Source organism: Bradyrhizobium macuxiense (assembly GCF_007993935.1).
GTDB classification, from domain to species: Bacteria; Pseudomonadota; Alphaproteobacteria; order Rhizobiales; family Xanthobacteraceae; genus Bradyrhizobium; species Bradyrhizobium macuxiense_A.
Map to the genome: position 1 here is coordinate 336,661 of NZ_VITY01000004.1, position 13,541 is coordinate 350,201.

Genomic DNA, 13,541 nt, shown 5'->3' on the forward strand with positions numbered 1-13,541 from the left:
GTGCGCGCCTACGGCTTGCTGTCGTCGTCCAGCGGCACGCAATACAGCTCGAGACGGTGATCGACCAGCTTGTAGCCGAGCTTGCGCGCGATCTCGGCCTGCAGCTTCTCGATCTCCTCGGAGGTGAACTCGATCACCTTGCCGTCGCGCAGATTGATCAGATGGTCGTGGTGGCTCTCGGGCATCTGCTCGTAGCGCGCACGGCCCTCACGGAAGTCGTGACGTTCGATGATGCCGGCGTCCTCGAACAGCTTGACGGTGCGGTAGACCGTCGAGATCGAGATCTTGTCGTCGACCGCCACGCAGCGGCGGTAGAGCTCTTCGACGTCGGGATGATCCATCGCTTCCGCCAGCACCCGCGCGATCACGCGGCGCTGTTCGGTCATGCGCATGCCGGTCGCGGCGCAGCGCGCCTCGATGCCGGTATTTTTCGGCGCAGGCGGGATTTTCACCGTGGTCATGGGTCTCAGGCCGTATTCTTCAAACCTTGGGTGGCAGAGCAGGGCGCTGTTCTGCCATCGCGCCGATGTTACGACAAGTCGCGCCGCATCAGAAGCGCGTTCAAATGTTCCCCGCCGGGTTGCTTGTAATAGCGTTCGCGGCGGCCGATCACGCCGAATCCGGCCCTTTCATAGAGCCGTCGCGCCGGCGCATTGTTCTCTTCGACTTCGAGGAAGATGGTGCGGATGCCGCGGCCGGCAAGATGGCCGAGATGGGTCAGCAGCAGGTCGCGCGACAGGCCGCGCCCGCGCTGATTGGAATCGATCGCAATCGACAGGATTTCCGCTTCGTCCGCCGCCATTCGCGAGACCGCAAAGCCGATCACCTTGCGACCCTGCCGCAGCCGATGCACCAGCGTGTTGCGCTCGGTCAGCATCGCCTCGAATTCGCCCTCGCCCCAGCCGCGGTGAAACGACGCGCCGTGCAATTGGGCCAGTCGCGCCGCATCACGCAGGGATGCGGGCTCGACCGCGGGCGTGCCGCCGCTCCACCATCGCGACAGCCAGCCGCTCATGTCGATGGCGGCGCGCTGATGACGAGGCGATCCTTCGGCGGCTTCGCATCGGGGGCGCGCAGATAGAACGGACGCGGCGGCGCAGTTTCGGGATCGACGGCTGCGCCGACCCAGGCGACCCAGGTGATGTCGGGCGCGGGTTGCCGGTCGATCTTCACCGGCGGCGTTGCGTCGGCGGGCCAGCGCTCGGCGAGGATATTTGCGGCGTTGCCGACCAGATGCAGCGCGCCGTATTGAGAGGCTTCGAGCGCTTCCGCGATCGGCGCCACCTTCGGCTTGAGCATCAAGCTGCCGTCGCCGCCCACCAGCTGGAAATAGACGTGATCGTGACGCGCATCGATCGCCGACAGGATCGGATTCTCGCCATTCTCGGCAACCACAGGCGCAGCGTAAGCGGCGAGTGTCGACAGCCCGACGATCGGCTTGGACGCGGCCAGCGCAATGCCGCGCGCTGCCGAGAGGCCGACGCGCAGGCCGGTGAAACTGCCGGGGCCGCTGGTGACGGCGATGCGGTCGAGCCCGGCAAATCCGATGCCGCTCTCTTTCATCACCCGCGCGATCAGCGGCATCAGCGCCTCGGCATGGCCGCGCTGCATCAGTTGCGATTCGATCGCGATGGTATTGCCGGAGGTGGTGTCGAGCACCGCCGCAGAGCAGGCGTCGAGCGCGGTATCGATGGCGAGAATCATCATGGGGCAAACGTCAGGGCGAACGGAAGGTCCGAACCATTTCCGATTCGCCGGCTCACTGTTCGTCCCCCCTCTCGGGCGGGCACAGCGCGCAGCACCGTGCCCACCATCAACTGTGTCGTATCGAGGTGGGCTGCGCCTGGCGACCCACCCGGCGCAAATTACATCGGCCGGACTTCCTGCACGTCGGGCACGAAGTGCCGGAGCAGGTTCTGGATGCCGTGTTGCAAGGTTGCGGTCGATGACGGGCAGCCGGCGCAGGAGCCCTTCATGTTGAGATAGACGATGCCATCCTTGAAGCCGCGGAAGGTGATGTCGCCGCCGTCATTGGCGACCGCCGGGCGCACGCGGGTCTCGATCAGGTCCTTGATCTGCTCGACCGTCTCGGCGTCGGCCTCGTCGAAGAACTCGTCCGCCTCGTCGCTGATGTCGTCGCTACCAGCGGTGCCGTCGGCGAGCAGCGGCGCGCCGGACATATAATGCTCCATGATGGCGCCGAGGATCGCGGGCTTGAGGTGCTGCCAGTCGCCGTCCGCCTTGGTCACGGTGATGAAGTCGGCGCCGTAGAACACGCCGGTGACGCCTGATACGGCGAACAGCCGTTCGGCGAGCGGCGAGCGTGCGGCGGATTCGGCCGACGAGAATTCCATGGTCCCGCTGTCGAGCACCAGGCGGCCCGGGATGAATTTCAGGGTGGCGGGATTCGGTGTGGCTTCGGTCTGAATGAACATTTGCTGTCTCCGGCGTCGCCGGTTCAAGGCCGACGCGTTGGGTTCCCCTATGAAATGGCAATTAAAAAGCCCGCGATCAAGCCGCAAAACCGCGGTTCCAGGCCTGTACCCATGCCCCTGGAGCGGTTTCGGGGCCGATAGCGCCTACGACAGTGCGTCGATTTCGGCGTCGGTCAGGCCGCCGGGCACGATGGTCACCGGGATCGGGAACGCCCCCATGGTCTTGGCCATGGTGGTGATGATCGGTCCGGGCCCCTCGGGGCCCGGATTGGCCGCCAGCACCAGCATCGCGATATCAACGTCCTTCTCGATCACGTCGAGGATCTGCTCGGTCGGGTCGCCCTCGCGAATCGCCCGCTCCGGGGTGATCGCGGCGATCCCGTTGGCGCGGCCGGCGGCGCGGTCGAGCGCCTCATTGGCGGCCTCCTCGGCCTCGGCGCGCATGATGTCGGCGACCCCGAGCCATTGCTGGTTCTGGTCCTCGGTCTCGATCACCCGCAGCATCACGACGCCGCCGCCGACCCGGATGGCCCAGCGGCTGGCGTAATACACCGCGCGGTCCCATTCCGCCGTGTCGTCAACGATGACGAGGCATTTCGGCTTGTGACCTGTCTCGTAGCTGCGTCGTTGGGTGGTCATGCATGTCCCGGTGCTGAACCAACAGCATGATCCGGAAAAGTGCGCGGCGGTTTTCCGAAAAGATCATGCTCAAACGAGGCCCATGCTGCCATACTCCCTCGCCGTTTGGGAGAGGGAGTGCACCGTTGCCGGCTTGCCCGTCAACGCGGGCGGATGAAGCCGACGATGTCCTTGGTGATGCGCATGGTCTCGTCGGCGATGCCGCGGGCGCGGTTGGCGCCGTCGGCGAGGATCGAATCGACGTGGCCGGGATCGGCGACCAGCTTCTTCATCTCGGAGGCGATCGGCGCCAGTTTTGCGACGCAAACCTCGACCAGCGCGTTCTTGAAGCTGGAGAACTGCCCGCCGCCGAACTGCGTCAGCACCTCCTGCTTGGAGACACCGGCCAGCGCCGCGTAGATGCCGACCAGGTTGTCGGCCTCGGGGCGGGTCTCGAGGCCCTTTTCCTCCGACGGCAGCGGCTCCGGATCGGTCTTCGCCTTGCGGATCTTCTGCGCGATGGTGTCGGCGTCGTCGGTGAGGTTGATGCGCGAATTGTCCGACGCGTCCGACTTCGACATCTTCTTGGTGCCGTCGCGCAGGCTCATCACCCGCGTCGCGGGCCCCGTGATCAGCGGCTCGGGCTGCGGGAACAACAGGCCGTCGGCAAAGCCGTGGCCACGGATCGAATCGCCGAAGTCATTGTTGAACTTCTGCGCGATGTCGCGGGACAGCTCCAGATGCTGCTTCTGGTCCTCGCCGACCGGCACATGGGTGGCGCGGTAGAGCAGGATGTCGGCGGCCATCAGCACCGGATAGTCGTAGAGGCCGACGGAGGCGTTCTCGCGGTCCTTGCCGGCCTTCTCCTTGAACTGGGTCATGCGGTTCAGCCAGCCGATGCGGGCGACGCAGTTGAAGATCCAGGTCAGCTCGGCGTGGCCGGCGATCTGGCTCTGGTTGAACACGATGTGCTTCTTGGCATCGATGCCGGCGGCGATGAAGGCCGCGGTCACCTCGCGGGTGTTGCGCGCGAGCTCGGCCGGGCCGCCCCAGACCTCGACGCCCTGCGTAATCGCGTGCATGTCGACGACGCAATAGATGCAGTTATGGGTCTGCTGCATCTTCACGAAGTTGACGATGGCGCCGAGGTAGTTGCCGAGGTGCAGATTGCCCGTCGGCTGGACGCCTGAGAAGACCCGTTCAACGAACGCCATGGTGTTATTTCCCGGAAATGGCCGCTTTTGCGGCGTCGTTTGCCACTTAAGCCCCGCGCGCGCAAGTCAGGCGGGACGTCTTTGCCTGATGGCGTTAACCGCATCGCGCCAGCCGGTGACGCCGAAAGCTTGCAAAAACAGTCCGTAAGCGGCGCTGCCGGCCGCGATCAGCACGAGCAGGGAGGCCGCCTGCACGAAACCGTGGCGGCCGGAGGCCGGCAGCGCGCCCTCTGCGAGCCATAGCAGGACGCCCATCGCGAGTGCTGCGCCCAGGATGCGCGGCAGCCGGCGGCGCGCCTCGGCATCGATCGAGAAACCGAAGGTCGCAGCGCCCTTGCGGATCAGCGCCAGCGCATTGCTCCAGGCGCCGAGCGCAATGCCTGCGGCAATCCCGCTGGCGCCGAAGACATGGCCGAGCAGGAAGGCCGCCGCGATCGCGACCACGACGGCCTTCAGCGTCGCAAACAGCGGCGTCAGCGTGTCCTCGCGGGCAAAGAATGCCGGCGACAGTGCCTTCACCAAGACATGCGCCGGCAGCGCCAGCGTCAGCCAGATCAGGGCCTGTGCGGTTGCCGCGCTATCCTCCGCGGTGAATGCGCCATGCTCGAACAGCATCCGCACGATCGGTCCGCTCAGCACCATCAGGCCGAGCGTCGCCGGCAGCGCCAGCCCGGCCGCGAGCTCGAGGGCGCGTGATTCCGCATGTGCGATGGCCGCATGCTCGCCGCTGCGCACCGCGCGCGTCATCTCCGGGATCAGCACCGTGCCCATCGCGACGCCGACGATGCCGAGCGGCAATTCGAGCAATCGGTTGGCGAAATAGAGCCACGACACCGCCGACGGCGAGGTCGACGCGATCACCGCGCCGGCCACCATGAGCCATTGCGGCGCGCTGCTCGCGACCATGCCGGGGACCGCGCGGCCGAGAAAGCCGCGCATTTCCGGATCGAAGGAGGCGCGGAGCGGCGAAGCGAGCTTTGCCCCGCGCAGCGCCAGCATCGACAGTTGCAGGAAGCCGGCGACGCCGATCGTCGCCGCCATCACCAGCGCGGCCTGCACCGGCTCCTGCTGCCGCACCAGCAGCACGGCCATCACTGATATCAGTGCGATGTTGAACAGCAGCGGCGAGAACGCGGTCAGCGCGAAGCGTCCCTGCGCGTTGAGCAGCGCCATCATCACGGTGACGGGACCGGCGAAGGCGAGATAGGGCAGCATCAGCCTTGCGTTGTCGACCGCGAATTGAAGGGTGTCGCGGCCGACGAAACCGGGCGCGATCGCGGCGATCACCAGCGGCATCAGCGCGCCGATCACGAGCGCGGCTGCGATGACCGCGGCGCTGACGGTGCCGAGCACGCGGCCGGCAAACGCGGTCGCTGCCGCCGCGCCATCAGCATCGCGCATCTTCAGCCATGCCGGCACCAAAGCGGCATTCAGCCCGCCCTCAGCCAGCAGCCGTCGCACGACATTCACAAGCTGGAATGCCGCCAGGAACGCATCCGCCACCGGCCCCGCGCCAAGCAGTGCCGCGATCACGGAATCGCGCGCGAAACCGAGCAGTCGCGAGGCCAGCGTTCCCGAGGAGACCGTGAGGAAGGAGCGGAACATGGTGTCTCTATAGCAGCAGTGCGCCGCGCTGCCAGTGGCACCCCACCAAACCCGTCACCCTGAGGAGCGCGCCCTTGCGCGCGTCTCGAAGGGTCGACGGCCACCAGCCGGGCCGTGCATCCTTCGAGACGCGGCTGACGCCGCTCCTCAGGATGACGGAACATAGGGCGCGGCTTGCTGCCCCAAGGCGTAACGTGATAGGTCGCGGCTCTTGTTGGGTGGCGTTAACACAGGGCAGGTCTATGGCTGACGCAAAATATGACGTTCTCGGGATTGGCAACGCGATCTTCGACGTGCTGGTGCAAACCGATGAGGGATTCCTCGCCCGTCACGGCATGACCAAGGGCTCGATGCAGCTGATCGACGAGGCGCGCGCCGCCGCGATCTACAGCGACATGGGCGTGGCGACCGAGATGTCGGGCGGTTCGGCTGCGAACACCATCGTCGGCGTCGGCAATCTCGGCGCCCGCGCCGCCTATGTCGGCAAGGTCAAGGACGACCAGATCGGCAAGCTCTACGTCCACGACATCCGCGCCGCCGGCGTCACCTTCGATACCGCGCCGGCCAAGGCCGGCCCGGCCACCGGCTGCTCCTACATCCTGGTGACGCCGGACGGCGAGCGCACCATGAACACCTATCTCGGCGCCGCGCAGGACCTGACGCCCGACGATATCGATCCGGCCCAGATCGCAGCCGCCAGCATCATCTATCTCGAGGGCTATCTCTGGGATCCGAAGAACGCCAAGGACGCCTTCGTGAAGGCGGCTGATATCGCCCATGGCGCCGGCCGCCAGGTCGCGCTGACGCTGTCGGATTCGTTCTGCGTCGATCGCTATCGCGACGAATTCCTCGATCTGATGCGCAAGGGGATCGTCGACCTCGTGTTCTCCAACGAGTCCGAGCTGCACTCGCTGTACCAGACCTCCGACTTCGACACCGCGCTGAAGCAGTTCGGCAAGGACACCAGGCTCGGCGTCGTCACCCGCAGCGAAAAGGGCTGCGTCGTGATCTCCGGGAATGACGTTACTTCGGCGCCGGCCTCTCCGATCGACAAGCTCGTCGACACCACAGGCGCCGGCGATCTGTTCGCCGCCGGCTTCCTGGTCGGCCTCGTGCGCAATGTCGGCCATGAGAACGCCGGCCGCCTCGGCGCGCTCGCCGCCGCCGAGGTGATCCAGCACATCGGTGCCCGGCCGCTGGTGTCGCTGAAGGATCTGGCCAAGCAGAAGGGGCTGCTGGTTTAGGGCAGTATCGTCCAACTCGTCATGGCCGGGCTTGACCCGGCCATGACCACAAGATGGTCCCAACCCAAAACCAGTTCAAAGCTCTAAGGCGTCTCTAAACTTGATGCCCTTTAGACTAGCCGCTTTGCAGGCATCTTTGAGAACATCGTCGCAGATGATCGTTGGCACCCTGTAGGCCATGCGGAACACGCGAGCGGCACCAATTGCGTCTTCTTTGAAAACAAGGCGGGCCCCGCCTGCAATCTCGTAGAATTTATCGCCGATGTACCGGTAGTCGGCTTCGCCGCGTCTGCAGATTTTCAGACGGGATTCCGCTTCATCGAGGGCATCGAGTATCCGCACAACGTCACAGAGCCAATAGGCCGGGCCTTGATACTCGCCCTCCGGTAACGACACGTCGCATGGGAAGAAGTCGAAGCCGCTGTGATCGACGGCTTGAAAAACAGCCTTCGTTTGATCTGAAACCAGCCAATAGTCGTTAAACATTTCAAGATCGCGAGGAAGGCGTCCGGCTTTGCGATCAAGTAGAAAGTGCGGACGTACCGGATAGGTCGGAAAACCGCGTCGGCCAGCCGGAGCCAACAGCACCTTTTGACCTGGTACCAGCGTCTCGCGGTTTTGCAGCAAATAGCCCGGCAGCCCACCTCTTTGGTAATCGAAGGACATTTCGTAAAACCGACGCTTAAGTTGTCGGCCTCGGCGACCAGCCTGCCTCGGTTCGTTGCCGTTCATTATCTTGGCTTCCATTGAGGATCGTCGTTTTCCCGAGATGCCGCGGATGAAGTGCTCGCGTCGGGCAAATGCCGTGCACCTCCGCCTGCATATGAATCGATAGGGCGTGGATGCCCAGGTCAAGCCCGGGCATGACGACGTTGAGAAAGCGGGCGCCGCTCACGCCGTCTTCGCCGCCTTCAATCCGAGCCGCTTCTCCACGGCGTCGCGCATCACGAATTTCTGGATCTTGCCGGTCACCGTCATCGGGAATTCCTCGACGAACTCGACATAGCGCGGGATCTTGTTATGGGCGATCTGGCCCTGGCAGAAGGCGCGGACCTCGTCTGATGTCAGCGACTCGCCCTGTCTGACCCTGACCCAGGCGCACAGCTCCTCGCCGTAGCGGCTGTCTGCGACGCCGAAGATCTGGACGTCCTGGATCTTCGGATGGCGGTAGAGGAATTCCTCGATCTCGCGCGGATAGAGGTTCTCGCCGCCGCGGATCACCATGTCCTTGATGCGGCCGACGATGTTGCAATAGCCTTCGTCGTCGATCACGGCGAGATCGCCGGTGTGCATCCAGCCATTGGCGTCGAGCACGTCTGCGGTCTTTTCCTTCTCGTCCCAATAGCCCAGCATGATGCTGTAGCCGCGGGTGCAGAGCTCGCCGCGTTCGCCGCGCGGCACCACCTTGCCGTCGAGATCGACCACCTTGACCTCGACATGCGGATGGATGCGGCCGACGGTGGAGACGCGGCGCTCCAGCGGATCGTCGGTCGCGCTCTGGAAGCTCACCGGGCTGGTTTCGGTCATGCCGTAGGCGATGGTCACCTCGCGCATGTTCATCTCGGTGTTGACGCGCTTCATCACCTCGATCGGGCAGGGCGCGCCGGCCATGATGCCGGTGCGCAGCGAGGAGAGATCGAAGCGCGAAAATTCCGGATGATCGAGCTCGGCGATGAACATGGTCGGCACGCCGTAGAGCGTGGTGCATTTCTCCTGCGCGATCGTCGTCAGCGTCGCCAAGGGATCGAAGCCTTCGCCGGGATAGACCATGGTGGTGCCGAGCGTGACGGAAGCGAGGTTGCCCATCACCATGCCGAAGCAATGATAGAGCGGCACTGGAATGCAGATGCGATCCTGCTCGGTCAGGCGCATGGCGCGGCCGGTGAAGTAGCCGTTGTTGAGGATGTTGTGGTGGGTCAGCGTCACGCCCTTCGGCGATCCGGTGGTGCCGCTGGTGAACTGGATGTTGACGGGGTCGTCGAATTGCAGGCTCGCGCCGAGCGCGGCAAGTTGCTCACGATGGCGTTCGCCGCCCATCTGCGCGACCTGCTCGAACGGAATCGTGCCCCGCGCTGCCGGTCCGCCGATCTGGATCACCGCGCGCAGCTGCGGCAGCCGCGCCGATCGCAGTTGACCGGGCTCCGAGCTCACAAGCTCGGGCAGCAGCGTGTTGATCATCTCCATGTAGGCCGAGGTCTTGAACGCAGTCGCGGTCACGATCGCGGCGCAGCCGACTTTGCCGAGCGCGAATTCGAGCTCGCTGAGACGATAGGCCGGATTGATGGTGACGAGGATTAATCCTGCTTTCGCGGCGGCGAATTGTGTCAGCGTCCATTCCGGCCGGTTCAGTGACCAGATGCCGATCCGCTCGCCGCGCTGCAGTCCGAGTGCAAGGAACCCCGCTGCCAAGGCCTCGACCCGCTCGGCGAATTCGTTCCAGGTCCAGCGCACATTGTGGCTGGGCGAGACCAGCGCCTCGCGGTCGCCCCAGCGCGCGCGTGCGCGATCAAGGCTGCGGCCGATGGTTTCGCCGAGCAGCGGCGTGTCGGAAATGCCGCAGACATAGCTGTCTGCCTTGGGTGTGGGTGCCAAGCTCGTCCTCCTCGTGGTCGTGTTCGTGTCGCACTTTTTTTGCGCGATCTTAGTCGTTTGGCACCGGCAGGACAGGCCCGACCTATGGCGGGTATGAAAAATCCCTCCCCGATAGGGGAGGGACTAAAGGCCGAAATGGAACAGCGATCTCCGCTTCACCTCGCCCCGCGTGCGGGGAGAGGTCGGATCGCATCGAAGATGCGATCCGGGTGAGGGGGAGTCTCCGCGAGTCCGATTGCAACCGTTTGCGCGGAAGCAGCCCCTCACCCCAACCCTCTCCCCGTAAGAACGGGGCGAGGGAGCGCAGTCCCTTCGTGGCCGCTTACGCCGCCCTCTGCCCGCTGCCGGCATCGAGCCCGGCATAGATGCCCTTCTCGAAGCCTGCGAAGGCCTCGAGGCTGTGTTTGTCGGCGAACGGCAGCAGCTGGGTCAGGATCACGCCGCAGACGTCGCGCGACGGATCGATCCAGTAATAGGTGTTGGCAAGGCCCGCCCAGGCGAGGCTGCCGGGGCTGCGGCCTTCCGGCGTCTTGGCGGTGTTGATGAGGAAGCTCAGCCCCCACTTCTTGATCATATCGGGATAGAGATCGACATCGTTGGTGTACGGCGGCGCCGCGGTCGTCATCTTGCCGACGGTGAGATCGCCCATCTGGTTCTGGCCCATGGCGGCGACGGTCTCGGCCTTCAGCAGCTGGTTGCCGTTGCCCTTGCCCTTGTTGAGGATCATCTGGCAGAACTTGATGTAGTCGGCCGCGGTCGAGTAAAGGCCGCCGCCACCCATGTGGAATTCAGGGTTCTGCTCGAGTTCGAACGGCATCGCGGCGAGCGTGCCGTCCTCGCCGCGGGCATGCATGCCGACCAGCCGCTTGCGCATGTCGTCCGAGATCTTGAAGCCGGTGTCGCTCATGCCGAGCGGCGCGAACACGTTGTCCCGCAGATACGCATCGAGCTTCTTGCCCGATGCTGCTTCCACGGCCTTGCCGACGAAGTCGATATTGATGCCGTATTCCCAGCGTGTGCCCGGCTCGTTCGCGAGCGGGGTCTTCAGCGCTGCATTCAGGCAGGAGATGATCCCGGGCGTGCCGGTCTTCTCCATATATTTCCCCATGTCGGCGTTCCACAGGTCGTAGCAGAAGCCGGCGGTGTGGGTCATGAGCTTGCGCAGCGTGATCGGGGTCTTGGCCGGGCGCAACCTCGGCTCGCCCTTTGCGTCGAACCCTTCGAGCACCTGCGGCGCGGCGAGGTCGGGCAACAGCTTGCCGATCGGCTCATCGAGCGAAAGCTTGCCCTGCTCGACGAGCTGCATTGCGCCCGCTGATGTCACCGCCTTGGTCATCGAGGCGATCCAGAACACGCTGTCCGCGGTCATGGGTTCGCTCTTGGACAGGTCGCGCTTGCCGAACGCGCCTTGGTAGATCACGTCCTTGCCGGTGGCCGCGACGGCGACCACGCCGGGAATCTCCTTTGCCTCGCTCTTCTGACGCAAAACCTGATCGATCTGAGCCTTGCTCTGCATTGGGCCTTCCTCCGGTGGGTTTATTGTTTTGAAGTGGGTGGATCATCCTCCGGCTTGTCGGGTCCCGCAAGGCGGGCGCGCGATGCGATGGTGTCGCGATGTCGTGAAGGCAGGCGGCTCAGGAACGAGCTGGCTCAGAGGGTGTTCACCACGCGCGCAGATTTTGCGGTGGACTCCGCACCGGTCCCGGTGACCCCGCAAGGCGGCCACGGTAACGTGATCGGCAGATTGATTTTCGTACCTGTTTTTTTGCATTAACGCATTCAGATCACTGCACAAACGGTGCGGCGGATTGGGCCCGATTTGACGAAAAAGATCGTCATTTTGCGCCTTGCGGGGACGCAGCAATGATTTCGACGTGGAGTGAATGGAAGCGCTATCCGCGGCCGGGCCGCGGCGAGAATATCGAAGCGCCGGTCAGCCCAGGTCTGTACGAAGTCCGCTACGCGGGTACCGGCGCACTGCACTCGTTCGAGGCCGTCGACAATGTCGCGCAGGCGCTGGCACTGCTGCAGACCGGCACCAGGTCCTGGTTCGGCCGCCGCGATGCGCGGGCGCAGGCCGACCTCGAATACCGGACTTGCGCGACCTCGACCAAGGCGGATGCCAAGGCCGCGGCCGAGCGCATGATCGGCCGCCGCGAAACCTACATGTCGGGCGGCGCGGTCTAAGCGCCGGCGCATGAGGAAGTTCGCGTGCCAGCCCTCAATATTGCTTGAAGCAGGGTCGCGCCTGGCGCCGGTGCATCGCAGCGGCTTTCCTCTTATATAGGCGGCGAATACCCCCAAGAAATTCCAGGAGTAACGCCATGACCCCGCCCGTTGCCGCACGCGCCACGCAATCCGCAGCATCCTCCCTGCACAGCCGCCTGAAGGATCCGTCGCTGCTGCGCGACCGCTGCTACATCGACGGCGCCTGGGTCGGGACCCCCGAATTTGCCGTCAACAATCCGGCGACCGGCAACGAGCTGATCAAGATCCCGCAGCTCAGCGCCGACGATGCCACCAAGGCGGTCGAGGCCGCCCAGCGTGCGTTTCCGGCCTGGGCCAAGCTCACCGCGAAACAGCGTTCCAACATCCTGCGCAAATGGTTCGACCTGATCATCGCCAATCGCGAGGACCTCGCGCTGATCCTGACCTCCGAGCAGGGCAAGCCGCTGGCGGAAGCGCTCGGCGAGGTCGATATCGGCGCTGCCTATGTCGAATTCTTCGCGGAGGAGGCCCGCCGCGTCTATGGCGAGACCATTCCGACCCAGCGTCCGGATGCGCGCCTGCTCGCGATCCGGCAGCCGATCGGCGTCTGCGGCGCCATCACGCCGTGGAACTTCCCGAACTCGATGATCACGCGCAAGGTGTCGCCGGCGCTGGCGGCCGGCTGCACGGTGGTGCTGAAGCCCGCCAACGAGACGCCGCTGTCGGCGCTCGCGCTCGCAGCGCTCGCCGAGAAGGCCGGCGTGCCGAAGGGCGTGTTCAACATCATCACCGGTGATGCGCCGCCGATCGGCAAGGTGCTGTGCGAGCATCCGGCGGTGCGCTTCGTCGGCTTCACCGGCTCGACCGAGGTCGGCAAGATCCTGTACCGGCAGGCTGCGGTCGGCGTGAAGAAGCTCGGCCTCGAGCTCGGCGGCAACGCGCCGTTCGTGGTGTTCGACGATGCCGACATCGATGCTGCGGTCGAAGGCGCCATGGTCTCGAAGTATCGCAACATGGGGCAGACCTGCGTCTGCGCCAACCGTCTCTACGCCCAGGACAAGATCTACGACCAGTTCGTGCAGAAGCTGTCGAAGAAGGTCGCCGAGATGAAGATCGGCGACGGCACGGACGCCGGCGTGACGCAGGGACCGCTGATCAACATGGAAGCGATCGAGAAGGTCGAGCGGCACATTGCCGATGCCGTGAAGGGCGGCGCCAAGATCGTGACCGGCGGCAAGCGCTCCGCGCTCGGCCGCAGCTTCTTCGAGCCGACCGTGCTGTCGGATGTGCGGCCGGACGCGCTGGTCGCGCACGAAGAGACCTTCGGCCCGCTCGCGCCTGTCATCCGCTTCAAGGACGAGGCGGATGTCATCGCGATGTGCAACGCCTCGCCGTTCGGCCTCGCTTCCTACTTCTATTCGCGCGACATCGGCCGCGTCTGGCGCGTCGCCGAGGCGCTGGAGTCGGGCATGGTCGGCGTCAACTCCGGCCTGATCACGACCGAAGTCGCCCCGTTCGGCGGCGTCAAGGAAAGTGGCCTCGGCCGCGAAGGCTCGCGCCATGGCATGGATGAATATGTCGAGATCAAATACGTGATGATGGCCGGCGTCTGATCGCCGTCATCG

Annotated in this window: 13 protein-coding genes; 3 read left to right on the top strand and 10 right to left on the bottom strand. The window is 64.9% G+C overall.

The window, feature by feature from the left end:
- Window positions 1–8 precede the first annotated feature (8 nt).
- From FBZ93_RS12845 to murJ, 7 genes are all read right to left on the bottom strand, one after another.
- Window positions 9–461, bottom strand: a complete 453-nt coding sequence (locus tag FBZ93_RS12845; RefSeq protein WP_146986322.1) for a Fur family transcriptional regulator — start codon at window positions 459–461, stop codon at window positions 9–11.
- A gap of 68 nt (window positions 462–529) precedes the next feature.
- Window positions 530–1,015 carry a ribosomal protein S18-alanine N-acetyltransferase gene (gene rimI / locus FBZ93_RS12850; RefSeq protein ID WP_146986323.1) on the bottom strand — a complete coding sequence of 162 codons (486 nt, stop codon included), beginning with the start codon at window positions 1,013–1,015 and terminating at the stop codon, window positions 530–532.
- Window positions 1,012–1,707: a tRNA (adenosine(37)-N6)-threonylcarbamoyltransferase complex dimerization subunit type 1 TsaB gene (tsaB, locus tag FBZ93_RS12855; RefSeq protein ID WP_146986324.1), complete on the bottom strand. Its 696-nt coding sequence runs from the start codon at window positions 1,705–1,707 to the stop codon at window positions 1,012–1,014. The genes rimI and tsaB overlap by 4 nt, the downstream gene beginning before the upstream one ends.
- A 158-nt stretch (window positions 1,708–1,865) precedes the next feature.
- The gene (locus FBZ93_RS12860) at window positions 1,866–2,435 is read right to left on the bottom strand and encodes a NifU family protein (protein WP_050425380.1); all 570 of its coding nucleotides are present in this window, start codon (window positions 2,433–2,435) and stop codon (window positions 1,866–1,868) included.
- A 144-nt stretch (window positions 2,436–2,579) separates the two neighbouring features.
- Window positions 2,580–3,074, bottom strand: a complete 495-nt coding sequence (locus FBZ93_RS12865; RefSeq protein ID WP_074126322.1) for a universal stress protein — start codon at window positions 3,072–3,074, stop codon at window positions 2,580–2,582.
- 140 nt (window positions 3,075–3,214) lie between these two features.
- A complete protein-coding gene (gene trpS / locus FBZ93_RS12870) occupies window positions 3,215–4,267 on the bottom strand; it encodes a tryptophan--tRNA ligase (protein WP_146986325.1) in 1,053 nt (350 codons plus the stop codon).
- A gap of 66 nt (window positions 4,268–4,333) precedes the next feature.
- Window positions 4,334–5,872, bottom strand: coding sequence for a murein biosynthesis integral membrane protein MurJ (gene murJ / locus FBZ93_RS12875; RefSeq protein ID WP_146986326.1), 1,539 nt, complete (start codon window positions 5,870–5,872; stop codon window positions 4,334–4,336).
- A 242-nt stretch (window positions 5,873–6,114) separates the two neighbouring features.
- Here murJ and FBZ93_RS12880 point away from each other — a divergent pair, with 242 nt between their 5' ends.
- On the top strand, window positions 6,115–7,116 hold the full coding sequence (locus FBZ93_RS12880) for an adenosine kinase (protein WP_146986327.1): 1,002 nt from the start codon (window positions 6,115–6,117) through the stop codon (window positions 7,114–7,116).
- Window positions 7,117–7,191: 75 nt separating this feature from the next.
- Here FBZ93_RS12880 and FBZ93_RS12885 read toward each other — a convergent pair whose 3' ends face one another.
- The 3 genes from FBZ93_RS12885 to FBZ93_RS12895 all read right to left on the bottom strand — a co-directional run bounded on the left by FBZ93_RS12885 (window position 7,192) and on the right by FBZ93_RS12895 (window position 11,224).
- The gene (locus tag FBZ93_RS12885; RefSeq protein ID WP_208764002.1) at window positions 7,192–7,848 is read right to left on the bottom strand and encodes an imm11 family protein; all 657 of its coding nucleotides are present in this window, start codon (window positions 7,846–7,848) and stop codon (window positions 7,192–7,194) included.
- Window positions 7,849–8,007: 159 nt separating this feature from the next.
- Window positions 8,008–9,708 (bottom strand): AMP-binding protein, encoded by a 1,701-nt coding sequence (locus FBZ93_RS12890; protein ID WP_146986329.1) that lies wholly within the window; start codon window positions 9,706–9,708, stop codon window positions 8,008–8,010.
- Between the two features lie 322 nt (window positions 9,709–10,030).
- Complete coding sequence (locus FBZ93_RS12895; protein ID WP_146986330.1) at window positions 10,031–11,224, bottom strand: serine hydrolase domain-containing protein; 1,194 nt, start codon at window positions 11,222–11,224, stop codon at window positions 10,031–10,033.
- 347 nt (window positions 11,225–11,571) lie between these two features.
- Between FBZ93_RS12895 and FBZ93_RS12900 the strand changes: the two genes are divergently transcribed.
- On the top strand, window positions 11,572–11,895 hold the full coding sequence (locus tag FBZ93_RS12900; protein WP_146986331.1) for a hypothetical protein: 324 nt from the start codon (window positions 11,572–11,574) through the stop codon (window positions 11,893–11,895).
- Window positions 11,896–12,032: 137 nt separating this feature from the next.
- The gene (locus FBZ93_RS12905) at window positions 12,033–13,529 is read left to right on the top strand and encodes an NAD-dependent succinate-semialdehyde dehydrogenase (RefSeq protein WP_146986332.1); all 1,497 of its coding nucleotides are present in this window, start codon (window positions 12,033–12,035) and stop codon (window positions 13,527–13,529) included.
- The last annotated feature ends 12 nt before the right edge of the window (window positions 13,530–13,541 follow it).